General features: G+C 66.2%; 14 protein-coding genes. 10 read left to right on the top strand and 4 right to left on the bottom strand.

What is annotated here, in order from left to right:
- Nucleotides 1-7 precede the first annotated feature (7 nt).
- Nucleotides 8-1,396, top strand: a complete 1,389-nt coding sequence (locus LH390_RS07700) for a class II 3-deoxy-7-phosphoheptulonate synthase (protein WP_227281867.1) — start codon at nt 8-10, stop codon at nt 1,394-1,396.
- A 74-nt stretch (nt 1,397-1,470) separates the two neighbouring features.
- On the opposite strand, the gene LH390_RS11590 is transcribed toward LH390_RS07700, so the two are convergent.
- Entirely contained in the window at nt 1,471-3,735 is a 2,265-nt protein-coding gene (locus LH390_RS11590) for a Stk1 family PASTA domain-containing Ser/Thr kinase (RefSeq protein ID WP_269961590.1), read from the bottom strand.
- A gap of 88 nt (nt 3,736-3,823) precedes the next feature.
- Here LH390_RS11590 and LH390_RS07680 point away from each other — a divergent pair, with 88 nt between their 5' ends.
- On the top strand, nt 3,824-4,228 hold the full coding sequence (locus LH390_RS07680) for an Rv2175c family DNA-binding protein (RefSeq protein ID WP_346344280.1): 405 nt from the start codon (nt 3,824-3,826) through the stop codon (nt 4,226-4,228).
- A 110-nt stretch (nt 4,229-4,338) separates the two neighbouring features.
- Here LH390_RS07680 and LH390_RS07675 read toward each other — a convergent pair whose 3' ends face one another.
- The 3 genes from LH390_RS07675 to LH390_RS07665 all read right to left on the bottom strand — a co-directional run bounded on the left by LH390_RS07675 (nt 4,339) and on the right by LH390_RS07665 (nt 7,846).
- Complete coding sequence (locus LH390_RS07675; RefSeq protein WP_399524476.1) at nt 4,339-5,946, bottom strand: alpha-(1->6)-mannopyranosyltransferase A; 1,608 nt, start codon at nt 5,944-5,946, stop codon at nt 4,339-4,341.
- A gap of 159 nt (nt 5,947-6,105) precedes the next feature.
- Complete coding sequence (locus LH390_RS07670) at nt 6,106-7,206, bottom strand: polyprenyl synthetase family protein (RefSeq protein WP_399524403.1); 1,101 nt, start codon at nt 7,204-7,206, stop codon at nt 6,106-6,108.
- A gap of 67 nt (nt 7,207-7,273) precedes the next feature.
- Nucleotides 7,274-7,846, bottom strand: a complete 573-nt coding sequence (locus LH390_RS07665) for a GNAT family N-acetyltransferase (protein ID WP_227281869.1) — start codon at nt 7,844-7,846, stop codon at nt 7,274-7,276.
- Nucleotides 7,847-8,056: 210 nt separating this feature from the next.
- Here LH390_RS07665 and LH390_RS07660 point away from each other — a divergent pair, with 210 nt between their 5' ends.
- The 8 genes from LH390_RS07660 (at nt 8,057) to LH390_RS07625 (ending at nt 17,964) form a co-directional block, all read left to right on the top strand.
- The gene (locus tag LH390_RS07660; protein WP_227281870.1) at nt 8,057-8,482 is read left to right on the top strand and encodes an SAV_6107 family HEPN domain-containing protein; all 426 of its coding nucleotides are present in this window, start codon (nt 8,057-8,059) and stop codon (nt 8,480-8,482) included.
- A 231-nt stretch (nt 8,483-8,713) separates the two neighbouring features.
- A complete protein-coding gene (locus LH390_RS07655; protein ID WP_227281871.1) occupies nt 8,714-9,118 on the top strand; it encodes a DUF3040 domain-containing protein in 405 nt (134 codons plus the stop codon).
- A 640-nt stretch (nt 9,119-9,758) separates the two neighbouring features.
- Complete coding sequence (gene mraZ / locus LH390_RS07650; RefSeq protein WP_227281872.1) at nt 9,759-10,193, top strand: division/cell wall cluster transcriptional repressor MraZ; 435 nt, start codon at nt 9,759-9,761, stop codon at nt 10,191-10,193.
- A 207-nt stretch (nt 10,194-10,400) separates the two neighbouring features.
- Nucleotides 10,401-11,480: a 16S rRNA (cytosine(1402)-N(4))-methyltransferase RsmH gene (rsmH, locus tag LH390_RS07645; RefSeq protein ID WP_227281873.1), complete on the top strand. Its 1,080-nt coding sequence runs from the start codon at nt 10,401-10,403 to the stop codon at nt 11,478-11,480.
- Nucleotides 11,477-12,367 (top strand): cell division protein FtsL, encoded by an 891-nt coding sequence (gene ftsL, locus LH390_RS07640; protein WP_227281874.1) that lies wholly within the window; start codon nt 11,477-11,479, stop codon nt 12,365-12,367. The genes rsmH and ftsL overlap by 4 nt, the downstream gene beginning before the upstream one ends.
- Before the next feature lie 401 nt (nt 12,368-12,768).
- A complete protein-coding gene (locus LH390_RS07635) occupies nt 12,769-14,640 on the top strand; it encodes a peptidoglycan D,D-transpeptidase FtsI family protein (protein ID WP_227281875.1) in 1,872 nt (623 codons plus the stop codon).
- Between the two features lie 136 nt (nt 14,641-14,776).
- Nucleotides 14,777-16,294, top strand: coding sequence for a UDP-N-acetylmuramoyl-L-alanyl-D-glutamate--2,6-diaminopimelate ligase (locus LH390_RS07630; protein WP_227281876.1), 1,518 nt, complete (start codon nt 14,777-14,779; stop codon nt 16,292-16,294).
- A gap of 29 nt (nt 16,295-16,323) precedes the next feature.
- Nucleotides 16,324-17,964, top strand: a complete 1,641-nt coding sequence (locus tag LH390_RS07625) for a UDP-N-acetylmuramoyl-tripeptide--D-alanyl-D-alanine ligase (RefSeq protein WP_227281877.1) — start codon at nt 16,324-16,326, stop codon at nt 17,962-17,964.
- Nucleotides 17,965-17,966 lie beyond the last annotated feature (2 nt).

The raw sequence follows: 17,966 nt of genomic DNA, 5'->3' as shown, positions 1-17,966 counted from the left end.
TAGGTCCGTGAGTTGGACCGTAGATATTCCCAAAGAAGCCCTGCCGGACTTGCCGCCCCTGCCAGAAGGCATCCGCGAGATCTGGGAGGATGTGCTTGCGCGCGAGGCGCAGCAGCAGCCGACCTGGGATCGCGCGGCGGCGGACAATGTTCGCAAGATCCTAGAATCCGTCCCCCCGGTGGTCGTTGCACCGGAGATCGCGGCGCTCAAAGCAGAGCTTGCCGACGTCGCCTTGGGGCGCGCTTTCCTGCTCCAAGGAGGCGACTGCGCCGAGACATTTGAGTCCAACACGGAGCCGCACATCAAGGCCAACGTGAAGACCTTGCTGCAAATGGCGGTTGTGCTGACATATGGCGCGTCCACCCCGGTGGTCAAGCTTGCCCGCATCGCGGGACAGTACGCCAAGCCGCGCAGTAGCGATACCGACGAGAATGGCTTGCTTAATTACCGGGGCGACATTGTCAACGGCGTCGAGCCCACCCCGGAGGCCCGCCGTCATGACCCTGCGCGCATGATCCGCGCGTACGCTAACGCGTCCGCGGCGATGAACATGGTGCGCGCGCTGACGGCCTCGGGAACCGCGGATCTCTACCGCATCACCGAGTGGAACCGGCAGTTCGTGGCCAACTCGTCTGCGGGCGCGCGCTATGAGGCGTTGGCCAAGGAAATCGAGCGCGGCCTGAAGTTCATGCAGGCCTGCCAGGTCGATGACGCTACGCTGCACTCGGCGACCCTGTACTGCTCCCACGAGGCGCTCCTGGTCGACTACGAGCGCGCCATGCTGCGCCTGGCCAAGGATGAGCGCGATGAGACGAAGATCTACGATCTATCGGCCCACCAGCTGTGGATCGGCGAGCGGACCCGCGACCTGGATGGATTCCACATCAACTTCGCGGCGATGATCGCTAACCCAGTTGGCTTGAAGATCGGCCCGTCCGTGACCCCCAAGGAAGCGGTGGCCTATGCGGAGAAGTTGGACCCCAACAGGGAGCCGGGCCGGCTGACCTTCGTGTCCCGGATGGGCTATGACAAGGTCCGCGACGTGCTGCCGGGCGTTGTCCGCGCGGTGGAGGACGCCGGTCACAAGGTTGTGTGGCAGTGCGATCCGATGCACGGCAACACCTTCACGGCGTCCAACGGGTATAAGACCCGACACTTTGACAAGATCATCGACGAGGTGCAGGGCTTCTTCGAGGTCCACCGTGCCCTTGGCACCCACCCGGGTGGCCTGCACATTGAGCTGACGGGCGAGGACGTCACGGAGTGCCTCGGCGGCGCGGAGGATATTACGGACGTGGATCTGCCGGGCCGCTACGAGTCCGCGGTGGACCCGCGGCTGAACACCCAGCAGTCGCTCGAGTTGGCCTTCCTGGTCGCCGAGATGCTGCGCCGCTAACAGCCGCTAGCTGCCTCTCGCTGGCGCCCGGCGCGCCAGCCTTCCCGCTGCGCTGGACCACCGCACTCGGTGGCCTAGCGCAGCGTTTTTACGTTGATGGTGGTCCCGTAGGAGTAGGCAATCCCGGGCAGCGTGGACTGGGCCCAGATGCGAGCGGAGTCGGGGGCGGAGTCCGCATCAAGCTCAAAACCTTGTGCGCGGGCCTCCTGGCGCGCGTGGCCCACGGTGGATCCCACCAGCGCGGGGGAGCGCACTTTGCCGGGCAGGATAATGGTGACGTTCGGCGCAGCGGGGTCGACCAGGGAGCCTGCGCCGGGGGTGGTGCGGATGACCTGGTCGGCTGGTCCGGTGGCTTGGGGGTCGCGGTCCTGGGTGGTGCTGGTCAGCCCGGCGGCGCCGAGCCGGGAGCGGGCGTCATCTGCGGTTGCTCCGGAGACGTCGGGGACCTCTATGGCAGTAGAGGCGACCAGGGTTACGGTCTTGCCGTGGGCCAGGGGCTGGCCGGGCCGCGGGTCGGTGGTGGATACTCGTCCGGCGCGTTGGTGCGGGTCAAAGACCGCGGGGCCGGAGGCCGGGGTAAAACCGGCGGCGCTGAGGATGGCGCGGGCGTCCTCGATGGGCAGGCCAGAAACATCCGGAACGGGGCTGGGGGCGGGCCCGTCGGAGACCGTGACGGCGATGCGTGCGCCAACATCCACGGTGGTGCCGGCCGCGGGATCTGTGGACAGGACGTGGTCAGCGGGTACGGCATCGGAAAACTCGCGCGGTGTGAGTTGTGGCTCCAGGCTGGCCTCGCGGAGGCGCCCCAGGTACGTGTCCGCGTTTTCGGCAAGAGACGGCTCGGGGACAACGGGACGGCCAAGGGAGACCTGGATTTCTACGGTCGATCCGCGTACGGCGCGCTCGGCTGGTTCGATTCCGGCTACGTGTTCTTTGGGGGTGGCGTTGTCATAGCGGGTGGTGGTAGTTGGGGTAAAACCTGCGGCGATGACTGCGGCGGTGGCCTGGGAGGTGTCCATGCCTAATACCTGGGGGATGTCGCCGTAGCGGCCGGAGCCCAACCACCAGCCCCCAATGGCCACGGCGGCGATGACGCTGGCCACCACCAGGATCCAGGCGGTGAGGGTGACGGCGCTGCGATTGGACCACACCGGGGGGTGTGGCGCGCGCCGGGCTGGGGGAGCCGGTTCTGGCGGCCCGGCGGGGGCGAGCTCGCTGGGCGGGTTGGGCTCCGGTGCGGAATAATCCGGCGCGGCAAAGTCCAGTGCGGTGGGGGCCGCAGGAGGGGCCGGTGCCGGGGCGGGCACGGGAGCCGGTACCGGTACGAGCTGGGTGTGGGCGTCGGGGTCGGTGCCGTCGAGGAATTCGGTGACGGCCTCGCTTCCGCGCTCGGCGGTGATGATTCCGGTGGCGGCGAGGGCTTCGGGCAGGCCGGTGGTGTCGGTGGGGATGGCTGCGGCGCGGTTGGCAGCAGAGTTGCGGGGCACGGGCACGCGGAATGCGGGCAGGCGCAGTTCGGCGGCGGCCTGGGTGGTTGCGGTGAGGAATTCTGTGGCGTCGGCGAAGCGGTAGGCCGGGTCGATGGAGGTGGCGTCGGTGACCAGGTCGTCGAAGACGGGGGGCACACCGTTGATGAGTTCTGAGGGCGCGGGGACGGGCTGATCGAGGCGTCGATAAGCGCGTTCCAGATCCGTGCCTCCGGGGAAGGGGGTGGTGCCGGTGAGCAGTTCGAAGAGGACCACCCCTGCGGAGTAGACGTCGCTGGCCGGGGTGATCTCTGCTCCGTTGACCTGCTCTGGGGACAGGTACCCCACGGTGCCGATGATCTGTTGGGTGGAGCGGCCGGGGGAGGTGGTCGAGCGCACCAGCCCAAAGTCGGCGAGCTTGACGGCGTGATCGGAATTGATCAGCACGTTGTCCGGCTTGATGTCGCGGTGGATCAGTCCGCGGTCATGCGCCGCGGCAAGGCCCGTGAGCATGGGCACCATGACGGCCGCCGCGGCGTGCGGGGGCATGGGTCCGCGCTCTGCCAGCAGCTCGCGCAGCGTGCCGCCGGTGATCAGTTCCATGATGAGGAACATGATGTCGTCGTGGTCGGCGAAATCATAAACCCCCACGAGGTTGGGGTGGGACAGCTGCGCCATGGCGCGTGCTTCCCGGCGGAAACGACGCGCAAACACCGGGTCTGCCACATAGCGCTCATCCATGACCTTGGCGGCCACGGCGCGGCCTAGCCTTAAGTCGACGCAGCGGTAGACCGTGGACATCCCGCCGCGCGCGATGGGATGATCAATGCGGTAGCGTCCCTCAAGGACATCGCCGACCTGAAGCTGAATCATGTCACCCAGTATGGGGGATAGCACCCTGTGCAGGCCATCAGGGGCACCCCGGCGCCGGTGGGGGTAGCGCCATCTAGACTGGGCAGACGTGAGTGATCAACAATCAGCAAACGCGCCGCACTACGCAACTGAGGATGGCTCCGGGCATGTCGGCCTCGATCCCGCAGAAAAGCTCCTGCCGCTCGCGGAGGTGGCCGAGCGCTTAGGCGTCGTAGTAACCCGCGTGATGGACCTGCTCAATGACCACAAACTCATCGCCGTGCGCAACGCGGGGGTGCGCGTGGTCCCGGAGGCGTTCCTGGGGGAGAAGAACACGGTCAATCGCTTCGTGCCGGGGGTCATCGCCTTGTTGTCAGATGGCGGCTACAACGATCGGGAAATCCTCGAGTATCTGTTCACGCCGGACGATTCCCTCCCGGGACGGCCTATCGACGCCCTGCACGGCCACCTTGCCCGCGAAGTCATGCGCCGCGCGCAGGCCATGGCCTTCTAGCCGGTCAGGCATCGAGCTGGGCACGCATCTCGCCGCTCAGGATGCAACGGCCCGGGGCGAGCGGCAGCGCGGCGGCCGTGGGGTGGCCACCGCAGGAGCGAGTGCACGCCCTACTGCGCAGCGGTTTCTGCGGTCGCCCCAGCGGCTTCAGTGGCTTTAGAGGGCCCGGAGGCTTCGGCCGCTTCAGCGGTCGGCCTACCCGATGAAGCCGCCCCAGCGCCCATCACCGCGGCGCATGCCCACGCCGCCAGCGTTGCGCCGGCCATCCACGCGGCGTTGTAGAGCTGGTGGTTGCCGGACCCGGCAAAGGCCAGGGCGATGACCACGGACAGCCCCGCAGCCCATTGGACCCACGAGCGCGGCAGCGCAGTCACCGCGACGAGGCTAATCAGACTGGCGTAGTACCAGGGCAGCGTCACGGAGTTAAACACAAAAGCCACTGCGTAGGCGGCGGCGACGCCGCGAATAGCGTCCCGATCCGACTTCCGGGCCAGCCACCACACCGCAACCAAGCCCACAAGCATGGCCACCATGGACGCGCGGCGCAGGATGACAAGCGGCACGTTGAAGGTCCAGTCCGGGTTGAACAGCAGGAGGAAATCCGTGGCCATCCCGGCCAACAGCGAAGGCAGGGCCAGGGGGTTGATGATCTTAGAGTTGCCGGAGATCTCCGCCAGCCACCCCCAGGATGAGGCGGACATCCACGTCACCAAGGCCACCACCACGGTGGCAAGGATCGTGGTCAGCGCCCCGGCGCCGAGGAAGCAGACGATGCGCCGGCGAAGCGTGGGCGTTGCGCCATCGGGTGTGCGGTGAGACCACCGGTTGGTGGCCATCCAGACGATGAACGGCAAGGCGATAGCGGCGGTGGCCTTGAGGGAGACTGCTACGGCGACGAGGGCGACTGCGGTGAGGAGGTGGCGTCGACAAGCGGCCACAAGCCCCACGCTGACCAGGCCAACCATGATTGACTCATTGTGCATCCCGCCGACCAGGTGGAGGATCATCACCGGATTGGCCACCCCGAGCCACAACGCGACTGCCGGGTTGCCGCCCAGATGGGTAGCAAGGCGAGGGATCGCCCAGGCGATGGCGGCAAACCCGATGATGGACACCAGCTTGTACAAGATGACGCCGACGGTGATGTTGTCACCAACAATCCGGGTGATGCCCTGGCCCAACCACAGATGCAAAGGCCCATAGGGGGTGGTGGTGTTGCGCCAGTCGTGGGAGACCTCCAGCAGCATCGGGCCGGGGTTGATCGCCGCGCCCTGGGTGTAGGGGTCGAAGCCGTCGCGGACCATCGCCCCTTGCATCAGGTAGGAGTAGACGTCGCGGGAGAGCAGCGGGGCCGCGCCGATCAGCGGGACGATCCACCACACCAGGCAGCGGTAGACGCGCCGGGTCAGGTTCGCGGGGGCTGCACCAGCGCTCGCTTCCGATGCGGCCTGCGGCTGCGGCGACGAGGTGGTGGCCGGGTATGCGGAGGTCAGGACCTCGTGACCCAGCGATGTCCAGGCGCCGATGAGCAAGAAAATACCCACCCACAGCACCACCGTAGCCATCCCGGAGCCGTGCCCATAGGCAAGGAAGTCCAGCCCCAGGTGGCGCAACACGCCGCCGCGGCTGCGAATCGCCCCGGCGCCGAAGGAGGCCACGGTGATGAGCACGGTGGCCCAGATCCCCAACCCCAGCGGGGCGGGCAGGCGGGAAGCCATGCGGTCGATGAAACGGCGGGCCGGGGGCTTGTCCGCGGTGCGGGTGGCGGCGACCGGCCGGGCGAGCGGGCGGGACTGGTCTGCCTGGGAGGAGCGGTCTGCCTGGGGGGAGCTATCTGCCTGAGGGGAGCGGTCTGCCTGGGGGGACGTGGGCATGGGCTACTTCTTCCGCGACGTCGAGCGGATAGCCAATGCGCGCAGCAGCTCGGTAGTCTCTGCGCTGATGTGGGCGCCGTTGGTCAGGTGCTCCAGTCCGGACTCGACGAGGGTGGCGATGCGCTGTTCCACGTGCTGCGGGGCCGAGCTTTCGGCGATGATGCTGGTCAGCTCCGCGATGTGCGCAGGCCCCTGGGTCGCGCCGATTCCCGCGCGCAGGCGGGCCGCGGCGTGTGGGTCGCGGTGATCAAGGTCCTTGAGCGCGAGCGCCAGCAGGACGGTGCGTTTGCCTTCTCGCAGGTCATCGCCCGCGGGCTTGCCGGTCACCTCCGGGTCCCCGAAAACCCCCAGCAGGTCATCGCGCAGCTGGAAGGCCACGCCGATGTCGCGGCCGTAGCCGCGGAATGCGCTGATCGTCGTCGCGTCGGCGCCGGCGATGGCAGCCCCGAGGTGGAGGGGCCGCTCGATGGTGTACGCGGCGGTTTTGTAGCGGTTGACGTTGTTGGCCAGCGCGATATCCTCGCTGCCGGTGGCCTCGAGCGCAATATCGAGCAGCTGCCCGCCGATGACCTCGGTGCGCATCGCCCGCCACGGCTCAAGCAGTCGGAGCCGGGCCTGTTGCGAAAGCCGCAGGTCTAGAACCATGTCATCGGCCCAGGCCAGCGCCAGGTCTCCGACCAAGGTGGCCACGGAGGTGCCAAAGTGGGCAGAGTCACCGCGCCAGCCGCGCTGGGCATGCCGCTTTTCGACGCCCCGGTGCACCGTTGGTGCGTTCCTGCGGGTATCGGAGGCGTCGATAATGTCATCGTGGATGAGGGCGCACGCCTGAATCAGCTCCAGCGAGGACACAGCGGTGAGGACCGCGTGGAGATTCTCGCCCCGGTCTACGCCGCCTGCGCCCACGAACCCCGCCCACCCGTACAGCGGGCGGATACGTTTGCCCCCGCCGAGCACAAAAGTACGCAGCTCCGAAACCGCGGCCACGACGGGTGCGCCGATACGTTCGATCTCCGCCCAGCGGCCATCGATGTAGTCGGCCAGGATCTCAGTGACGGCCGTGGGAATGGCCTCAAAGTCGAGGGGGGAGGCAATGGGAAGTACCACGCGTATCAGTGCCCTTCTAGCCGGGGAAAACGACGCACTAGGTCGGATGCGCCTTCTGGGCTAAAGATTACCTACCGGAAGGTTCGTCGTTGCGTTTGAGTGGAAGCTGTGCGCCCAAGACGGCAAAGGGCCGGCCGTCACCGTCGAAGTAGAAGTCGCGCAGGACGTCGCTAAACCCCACGTGCCGGTACAGGTGGAAAGCGTGGTTGTCTTCCCCGGCCACCTCCGGGGTGGACAGCAAGGCGCGGGGGTGGTGCGCCTGAGAACACAGCTCATGGAGCAGACCTGTGCCCACGCCGCGGCCCTGATAGTCGGGATGAACGTGCAACTCAGCGACCTCAAAGTAATTGCGCAAAATGTTTGGGTCTGCTGCGGAATCTGCTTGCAATCCACGCCGGACCTGCTGGTGCCACCACGTGGCATCCGTACCGCTGAATCCGTAACCCAGCCCGACGATGAAGTCTTCATCGGTGGCAATGACCCCACGAAATCCCTGGTATTGGCTCTCATTGCGCCACACGCCCACCCGGGTGGCGTGGAGGGATGCCGGATATCGCATCGCGGTGAGGTAAATGTCTACGAGTTCGGGCGCAAGAGCGCAGAACTCTACGGGGGTGAGGGTACGCAAAACCACGGACATGTTCACCATGCAACCATGCGCGCCCGGTCCTGGTGTGCAAAAGCCCAATCAATTTGTCAGGCAGAGGGAAAAAGTCCAGCGTAGCACTCGAAATTAGAAACTGTGTGCGATATAATGAAGGCAGGGAACGGCCCGCGTCCCAGGCCAGTCTTATGGTGTGGGCAACAACCGCGACGTGGGTATCTGCCCAGAGAAAGGAGTGTAGGAATCGTGTCGGAGATCATCTCAGCAACAACCTCGCGGGCGTTTCGGGGGGCGCGCTTCCTCTCGCGGGGGGATAAGGCGCGGATGCTGCGCGCGCAGACACAGCGGGCTCTTGATGGCGGCAACGTCGCGGACGCCCTGGAATATGGGTACCGCTGCGCACTGCGCTGCGCCGGGGCCATTGTTGCAGAATCCCCTGTGGGATCCCGGAAGCGGCTCCCGCGCGGGGTGTGGGCTCAGCTAGAACTCGTCGGCCCGGAGGAAGCCCAGTGGGCTGAGCGGCTCAAGGCCTATTCGAGCATGCGCTCCCGGGTTCTGTCAGGGCTTAGCCCAACGCCGGAGCGTGGAATCATCCAGGAGTTTCTTCAGCACGTCGATGATTTCTTGGAGTTTCGGGCCCAGCGCGGCGAGCAGTTCCTCGAGGCCGCCTAGTTCACCCCTGATTTCGGTTGGCCTGCCGCGCTGCGTTATCCCTGTTGCTGCGAAATATGCCAAGGTAGGGGATAGTCAAGGGGTAGTTCGCACCGCCGGGCTCATGACGCCCGAGCGGCCGGTGATGGACAATGAAGATGCGTGCCGGGAACTCCCCGCCGCGCACCGCCGTTGGCAGTATGTAGAAACCCGGCACTATCAAGGCAGGGACGTCCAGGAATGGGAGGCAAAGTGTCACTTTCTGAGCAGGAGCAAAGGGCCCTTCGAGAAATTGAGCAGTCCCTCCTAGCTGAAGATCCCCGGTTCAGCGCGCAGGTTCAGCGCACTGTCTCCGGGCACTCCGGATCCTACGGTTCGGGCGTGACGCTGCGAGGAATCTCGCTCATTGTCCTTGGGCTGGTCATGCTGATTGGCGGTGTTGCGCTGTCCCAGCACACGCTGTGGTTTATTGCACTGAGCATCGCCGGCTTCATCGTCATGTTCGGTGCCGGCGTGTGGATGCTCAAGGGCGGATCCGACGCGGGTGCGGGTGCCGCTGCGCCAACACGGAAGAGCAAGGCGGCAACGCGTAGCTCCGGGGGATCTTCAGTAAGCCAACGGATGGAAGACAATTTCCGTCGCCGCTTCGAGGGCTAGTTGCTCGTAGCCCACTAGCTAGTGTCAACCCGCGCGAAACGCGCGGGTTTTTTGTTGGGCGCTCGGCGTCCTGGTGGCCGGCCCTGGGCGGTGGGGAAGTGGTGCGGGGGGCTGGTGGCGTGGCCCTCAAGAATATTCCCCACTTTGCCCCACCCGCGGGATGGCGAGGGATGGCTGGCTCTCTAGGGACTATGCAGTCCTGGTCTCTTGCCGTGCGCCCAGGACTGACAAGGCTGCAGCGTGGACGCAGGGGAAGTGGAGTGAATACTGTTTTCTAGCGCTGCTTTAGAGGCGCACGTTGAGCAAATAAAGCCTAGGTGTCCCTGTTGCGTATGTGGCCAATGTGACTGAAGTTAATGGCGCGTGCTGGGGTTACGGGAAAATCTCCCACCAAATTTTGCTTGCGTGACCTGTGTAAATAGATGTTGCGGTGGAGAAGTGACAGACGAGGCTGTTGTTGGTGGGGGAAAGTGGGGTAAAGTGGGGCCATGCGGTTGATGGAGTGTCTGCGCAGTGGTGCAGCCGAAGGCAAGCCCAACAGCGTGCCGCTAGACCCCAGCAGTGCGTAGACGCCTCAGCAATCCCGTATGACAGGAAAGCTCGTCGGAGTCAGAAAAGCCGAAGGGAGGTGCTCCTCGGAATGTTCCTGGGCACCTACACCCCGAAGCTCGATGACAAAGGGCGATTGACTCTTCCCGCTAAGTTTCGCGAGGAACTTGCTGGTGGCCTCATGATCACTAAGGGGCAAGACCACAGCCTTGCGGTCTATCCGCGTGAAGAGTTTGCCGCCCGAGCGCGCAAGGCTGCTGCCGTGTCTAGGACTAACCCCGAGGCCCGTGCGTTTATCCGCAACCTTGCCGCGAGCGCTGATGAGCAGCGTCCGGACGGTCACGGCCGGATCACCTTGTCTGCTGCACACCGCAACTACGCAGGCCTGAGCAAGGAATGCGTGGTCATCGGGTCGGTGGACTTCCTTGAAATATGGGATGCAGAGTCCTGGGCCGCATACCAAAAGGAGACCGAGGAGGCCTTCTCGGCCGCGGACGCGGACGAGATCCTGGGTGGCCTTCTCTAAATATCGCAACGCACATCCCGCATGGGGTGTGCACCAGGTGCAGAGCGCGTAGGACTCTGCCCGGGTTCAACGTTCTGGTGTACTTCCCCGACATCAGACCGAGTGATCCCGGGCGGGGCTCTATCCGCTCTGATGACACAGCATCGACGCCGACACTGACACCAGCCGCAACCGGTACCTACTGCGAAGACGGGGAGGAGGATCCACATGACACTGACAGACTCGCCCCACGACCGTGGCGTGCAGGACAACTACGGGCACGTTCCGGTGCTGCGCGATGAAGTCACCGAGCTGCTCGCCCCCGCCATCACGGCGGCAGGCGCACAGGCCGTCATCATGGATGCAACCCTGGGCGCAGGTGGCCACAGTGAACATCTCCTGCGCACGTTCCCTGAGGCGATGGTCATCGGCTTTGACCGGGATGGTCAAGCCTTGGCTGATGCGACGCGGAGATTGCGGCCCTACGGGCCGCGTTTTTTCCCCGTCAACGCGCGTTTTGATGAGCTTCCAGAGGCCCTGCGTGACGGCGAGGGCCGCGCCTTCGACGTCGCGCGCGACCGCGGACTTGCTGGCGCCTTGTTTGACCTCGGCGTGTCATCGATGCAGCTGGATCAGCCGGAGCGCGGCTTCGCCTACAAGGTCGATGCCCCGCTTGACATGCGGATGGATCAATCCTCCGGGCTGACCGCGGCGGATGTCTTGAACACTTATTCGCACGGCGAGTTGGCGCGTGTGCTGAAGACTTATGGCGATGAGCGCTTCGCCGGCAAGATCGCCTCGGCGGTCATCCGGGAGCGCGAACGCGAACCTTTTAGCACCTCTGGGCGCCTGGTTGAACTGCTCTACGCCACTATTCCCGCGGCCACGCGGCGCACGGGTGGCCATCCGGCAAAGCGGACGTTCCAGGCGCTGCGCGTGGAAGTCAACCGGGAGCTTGATTCCATTAGCGCGGCCCTGCCCGCCGTGACTGCCGCCTTGGGCGTCGGCGGCCGTGTGGTCTTCATGTCTTACCAGTCCCAGGAGGACAAGCTAGTCAAAAAGGCATTCGCGCGGCTGTGCGCGAACACCACCCCGCCCGGGTTGCCGGTGGACTTACCCGGTACTCAAGCGCATTTCCGTGCCCTGACTCGCGGGGCTATGAAAGCCGATGAGGCCGAGGTATCCCGCAACCCGCGCTCGGCGTCGGTACGCGTGCGGGCGGTTGAGAAGATCCTGGCCGATCCGCACACAGACCTGTATGGGCATTCCCTTTCCGCTGATGAGACTACTGATGGAGGACAATCATGACCGCGAGCTTCGCTCCGACGCGTGACGCACAACGCACCGCGCCGCAGTCTCGTCGTGACCTCAATGCAGGGCGTCGAAACGAGCGCCGTGGTGTGGCCACCGAGGTCGTGGAGGACTACCGGGATGTCGCGCTGCACCCGGGGTACCGGGAGTCCGGGTACCACGAGCCCGGATACCGGGAGCCTGGCTACCGTGATTCGCGGTCGCGGATCAGCACAGCTCCGGCTGCGCCGGGCCGCCGCCTGCCGCGCAACCCGGTGCGCCGGATTGTGCCCAAGCCGGAGGGCGGTCGGCTGGGATCCCGCCAGGTGGTGTCCGTGCGGGGGCGCCGTACCGTGCAGACCAAGAAGGTCAGCCGGGTCATGCGCATCAGCGCGGTGTCCTTTGTGCTGCTGCTGGTGGGTGTGGTCGTCGCGATGACCCTGTCGGGCATGTCCACGCAGCAAACCTTCGAGCTGCAGAACTTGAAGTCCCAGGAAAACCAGCTAGATAACCAGCTAGAGACCCTGAAGCGGGACTTGGAAGTCCAGCGCTCGGCGGCTCACCTGGCTCAGCAAGCCACTGATCGCGGGATGGTTGTGCCCCAGCAGCCCGGCATTTTGGCGGTGGCTCCGGATGGGCAGGTTGAAGAGGCCCGCCCCGCGGGCGAAGAGTCGACGGCGTTGCTCAACATCAACGATTCCTCCGATAAGGGGCATCGCGCCTCGAGCAACCCGGATAAGACTAAGGAGCTGGGCAACAACCTGGTGCAGGTTCCGCAGGGCCAGGCGCGGGTGCCTGCGGCGGGTCAGCGGCCTGCCGCACCGGCCGCAGGGGCGCCTTCTGGGGTTCCTGCTCCGGCGGCGCCGGGCGGGGCGGGCGCGGTCCCGCCGCCGTATATTGGCTAGAAACGTGTGCGGCGCATCGTGTGGGCGCGCGGTCAGGTGGCTGCGCGCGGCTTGGTGATCGACACGCGTCCCCGGTGGGTTTCGCGCCCGTGGTGCGTGCACCGGGTAGGGTTAGCGTCCTGTAAACAGCTCTTTATTCGCGCGATATCCGGTGTGCTGTCAACCTGGGCGTCATGGCCCGGGTACACAGTGGTGATGGAAGGTGGCAGGTTCTTTCAGTGACTTTCTCACACGATCGCAGTACCGGGCGGCCGGGGCGCCGGGGACCCCGCGATGCTGGGGACCCGGGGGATCGGATGCGGGGGGAACGTGCGGGCGCTGAAGCCGGGTTTGGCGCGAGTTTTCGTCCGGGCGGCGCGGCTGGGCGTGAGGGGGCGCCGCGGCTGACGCAGCGTGTGCTCATGACCAACAGGGTGCGCCTGGTTACCGCTGTGATCGTTGCTATCGCCGTGGTTCTTGGCGGCCGGTTAGCGTGGGTGCAGGTGGTGTGGGGTCCGGATCTAGCGGCGCGGGCGCAGGAGCAGCGGGCTCGGGTGTACGTGGAGCCGGCGCGTCGGGGTGAGGTGGTTGACCGGACGGGGCGTCAGATGGCCTTTACCATGCAGGCGCGGTCTTTGACTGTCTCGCCGAAGGTGCTGCGCTCGGAGCTGAAGGAGCAGAAGGACCTTGATGCCCGCACGGACGGCTCGTTGGCGGGCCTGGGCGAGCAGGAGCGCTCCGAGCGGCTGGATGACCGGGTGGAAGACACCCTGAAGGACATGGCTAAGCGGATCCCGGAGATGATCGCTAAGGCCGGGGCGTCGACAGACGAGGTCAATTCCAAGGACATTGCCGCCAAGCTGCACGCCGATTCCAACTATGAGGTGTTGGTGCGCAACGTGGATCCGGATGTAGCCGCCGATATTGCGGCGACGTTCCACGGGGTGGCGGCGGACCATCAGGATATCCGCCAGTACCCCAATGGTGCGGTGGGGGAGAACCTGGTGGGCAAGGTCTCTATGGATGGGCAGGGCCAGTTCGGTCTGGAGGCCTCCGCTGACGCACTGCTGTCGGGGATCAATGGACGGCAGACGGAGGACGTGTCTACGGGCGGCCAGATCATCCCGGGCACGTTGCGCGACCAGGTTGCTGCGGTGGATGGTGCCAACGTTGAGTTGACGGTGGACGTGGACTTGCAAACCTACCTCCAGCAGAAGCTTGAGCAGGCCAAGTCGAATTCGGGGGCACGCCACGCGGAGGCGGTGGTCCTTGATGCGCGGACTGCGGAGGTGTTGGCGATGGCCAATACCGGGACGATCGACCCCAATGGCAACATTGAGGCCCAGCTCAAGCGGGGTAAGGACTTTGACAATACGTCCATCAGCGCGCCCTACGAGCCGGGTTCGGTGGCTAAGGTGATCACCGCGTCGGCGGCGATTCAAGAGGGCCTGACCACCCCGGATGAGGTGCACCGGGTGCCGGGGGCGATCTCTATGGCGGGGGTGACGGTCAAGGATGCGTGGGAGCACGGGGATGTGGACTTCACCACCACGGGCATTTTTGGCAAGTCCTCCAACGTAGGCACGCTGATGCTGGCCCAGCGCCTGGGCGAGGATAAGTTCGCGGACTACTTGGACCGGTTTGGCATTGGCCGGCCCACCGGGGTGGAGCTGCCCAACGAGTCCTACGGTTTGTTGCCCACCCACGAGCAGTGGTCGGGCGGTACCTTTGCCAACCTGCCCATCGGGCAGGGCATGTCGTGGACGACCTTGCAGATGGCCAGCGTGTATCAGACCCTGGCCAATAGTGGGGAGCGCATCGAGCCGCGGATCATCAAGAAGGTCACCGGGCCGGACGGCAAGGAGGTCGCCCAGGATCCTCCGGCGCAGACGCAGGTGCTCAGCCCTGATGCTGCGCGCACGGTGGTTAACATGTTTCGGGCGGTCACCCAGGCGGACCCCACGGGGGTTCAGCAGGGTACCGGCCCGGGCGCGGCCATTCCGGGGTACCAGACCTCCGGGAAGACGGGTACGGCCCAGAAGGTCGACCCGGATACGGGTGCCTATTCCATGAGCAGCTTCTGGATCACCTTCGCCGGCATCGCCCCGGCGGACAATCCGCGCTATGTCATCGCCATCATGGTGGATGCTCCGCAGCGGGGGGTGGGCCCCAACGGGGCCGGCGGGCAGTCCGCAGCCCCGTTGTTCAAGGATGTTGCCTCCTGGCTGTTGGATCGGGATAACGTGGCCTTGTCCGCTCCGGTAGAGGGGATGCTCACGTTGCAGGTCAATTGATGCTCTGGGGTGAGCGTGGGGGCGCGCACGCGCCGCCGCGTTACCATCGGGGCCGCTCGAGCGCGTCGCCGGTGGCGGCCCGGGTAAAAACTAGTGTGGAATCGTCGATGATAAAGATGACAAAGGAGACACACCGATGGGTGTGAGACTGGCTGAGATCATTAAGTGTGCCCATGCCACGGTGGTGCATGAGGCTGATATACACATCACGTCGATGGGCCTGAACTCCGCTGAGGTGGCGGAGGGGGCCTTATTTGCTGCGGTACCGGGAACGCGCGTGCATGGGGCGACCTACGCGGCGTCGGCACGCGCGAGTGCGGTGCTCACTGATGAGCAGGGCGCGCAGATCCTTGCTGAGGCGGGGGAGACGCGGCCCGTGGTGGTGGTGCCGGATGTGCGCGCGGCGATGGGCCCGGTGGCGGCGCTGATTTACGGCTATCCGTCCCGGGACATGGTGGTTATTGGTATTACTGGGACCTCCGGGAAGACCACCACCAGCTATCTGGTGGAGGCCGGCCTGATGGCTGCCGGGCACAAGGTGGGGCTGATTGGGACCACGGGCACGCGCATTGATGGCACCGCGGTTCCCACCTCCCTGACCACTCCGGAGGCGCCGAAGCTTCAGGAGCTGTTTGCCCGCATGCGCGACGCCGGCGTCACTCATGTGGTCATGGAGGTTTCCTCGCACGCACTTGCCCTGGGCAGGGTCGCGGGCACGGACTTTGCGGTCGCCGGGTTTACCAACCTGTCCCAGGATCACCTGGACTTCCATCCGACGATGCAGGACTACTTTGACACCAAGGCGCGGCTGTTTGATCCCGCTTCGCCGCTGGCGGCCGCCACGGCGGTGGTGTGCATTGATGATGAGTGGGGCCAGCGGATGGCCGAGCGTGCGGGCACCGCGGTGACCGTGGCTACCGACGGCCAGCAGGCGACCGTGACCGCCACCGAGGTGACCGTGCGTGCGGACGGCTCCCAGGACTTTGTGCTCTCTGGACTGCCCGGCGCCGCCGGCCCGATCCCGGTGCACCTGCCGCTTCCCGGCAGATTCAATGTGGCCAACGCAGGGTTGGCCATTGCGCTTGCCGACGCCGCCGGGGTCAACGCCGAGCGCTGCGCTCACGGGTTGTCGCAGGTTGCGGTACCGGGGCGCATGGAGCGCGTTGACGCCGGCCAAGACTTCATCGCCGTGGTGGACTACGCGCACAAGCCGGCCGCCGTTGCGGAGGTGCTGGATACCTTGCGCTCCCAGGTTTCTGGGCGAGTGGGCATCGTGGTGGGCGCCGGCGGAAACAGGGATCATTCGAAGCGCCCGATCATGGGACGCGCGGCGGCACAGCGGGCGGATCTTGTCATCATCACCGATGACAATCCGCGTGACGAGGACCCCGCCCCGATCCGCCAGAGCTTGCTCGAAGGCGCCCGCGAGGCGGCTGCGAACAGTGGTGCACAGGTCCAAGAAGAGGCTGATCGGGCGCGCGCGATCGCGGCGCTCATCGCCTGGGCGCAGCCCGGCGACGCCGTCGTCGTTGCAGGCAAAGGGCATGAAACGGGGCAGCTGGTCAAAGGGGTCACGCACCCCTTTGATGACCGTGAAGAGGTGCGTGCAGCGCTGCGTGCCCGCCTGGAGGGCAAGCCCGGCGCGCGCGACTAGCGCCCGGGAAGGTAACTTAAAGGACCGACATGATAGCCCTGACTCTGGAACAGATCGCCGCCGTCGTCGGCGGTACCCTCGCCGACGTCACCGACCCCACCGCGCGGGTCACCGGTAGCGTCGAGTTTGACTCGCGCGCCGTTACCCCCGGCGGGCTCTTCGTTGCGCTCGCCGGCGAAAAGGTCGACGGGCATGAGTTCGCCCGCCAGGCCATCGACGCTGGCGCCGTCGCAGTCCTGGCCGCTCGACCCGTCGGCGTACCCGCCATCGTGGTCCCCCCGGCAGCCTCGTCTGCTGAGGCTCCTGCTGAGGCGTCTGCTGAGGCGCCTTCGACGCAGGCTTATGCGCTTGCCCATGACACGGATGGCTCGGCCGCCCGCGTGATTGGGGCGATGTCCGCCCTTGCCCACCATGTGGTGACCACCCTGGTGGCTGAGCAGGGGCTCACCGTCATCGGCGTGACCGGGTCTGCCGGGAAGACGTCTACCAAGGATCTCACCGCCTCCGTGCTGGAGGCCGCCGGCCCGACGGTGGCCCCGCCGGGGTCGTTCAACAATGAGATCGGACACCCCTACACCGCCCTGCGGTGCACCGAATCCACCCGCTTCCTCGTCGCGGAGCTGTCTGCCCGTGGGGTAGGCCACGTTGCCGCCCTGGCCCGCATCGCCCCGCCGCGCCTGGGTGCGGTGCTCAATGTGGGGACCGCGCATCTGGGTGAGTTTGGGTCCCGGGAGACCATCGCCCAGGCAAAGGGCGAGCTCGTTGAGGCGCTGCCGTCTGCCGCCGACGGCGGGGTTGCGGTGCTCAACGCGGATGATCCACTGGTCGCGGGGATGGCTGCGCGCACCTCGGCGGCAATTACCTTCTTTAGCGCCGAGGGTGCTCCGGGCGCCCAGGTGTGGGCGAGCGGGTGCCAGCTCGACGAGCTGACCCGCGCCAGCTTTGACCTTCACGCCCAGCTGGCAGATTCCGCATCCCACCAGACGGCGCACGTGGACCTTCAGGTCTTCGGCGCCCATCAGGTGGCCAATGCGTTGGCGGCGGCGGCACTGGGGCTGGCCGCGGGCTTGAGCATCGATGCCGTGGCGGCGGCGCTGAGCCACAGCCGCGGGGTGTCTGCCCATCGCATGGACGTGCGCACCTCAGCCACCGGGCTGACGATCATCAATGATTCTTACAACGCGAACCCAGACTCCATGGCCGCTGGGCTCACGGCGGCACAGTCCGCCGCGGCTGCTCACCCCGGCGCCCGGGCGATAGCCGTGTTGGGCGAAATGGGCGAGCTGGGCGAGGGCTCCGAGGCCGCCCACCAGGAGCTTGGCGCCAGCCTGGCGCAGCGGGGCATCGCCCACCTGATTGCGTATGGCTCCTCGCCGGCCATTGATGCCCTGGCGCGCGGAGCAGAGCAGGCCGGGGTGCCCACCACGCGGGTGGACCCGGGCGAGGGGGCGCAGGATCAGCGCCAGGGCCCGGCTGCGGCGGCTGCCGCGGTGCGCGCCGTGGCCAGGCCACATGACGTGGTGCTGGTGAAGGCCTCAAACGCGGCGGCGTTGTGGCGCGTGGCAGAGCTGCTGCTTGCCGACGCCCCCGAAACCCTAGGTGGCGCCCCCGGCGCAACCCCCACAGACTCCACCGATAGTGATACACATTTTGACAGCGAAGGATGCTAGGC

Origin of the sequence: Corynebacterium uberis (assembly GCF_020616335.1) — a bacterium.
In the GTDB taxonomy this organism is placed as follows: Bacteria; Actinomycetota; Actinomycetes; order Mycobacteriales; family Mycobacteriaceae; genus Corynebacterium; species Corynebacterium uberis.
This window is presented reverse-complemented; position numbering and strand designations above follow the sequence as displayed.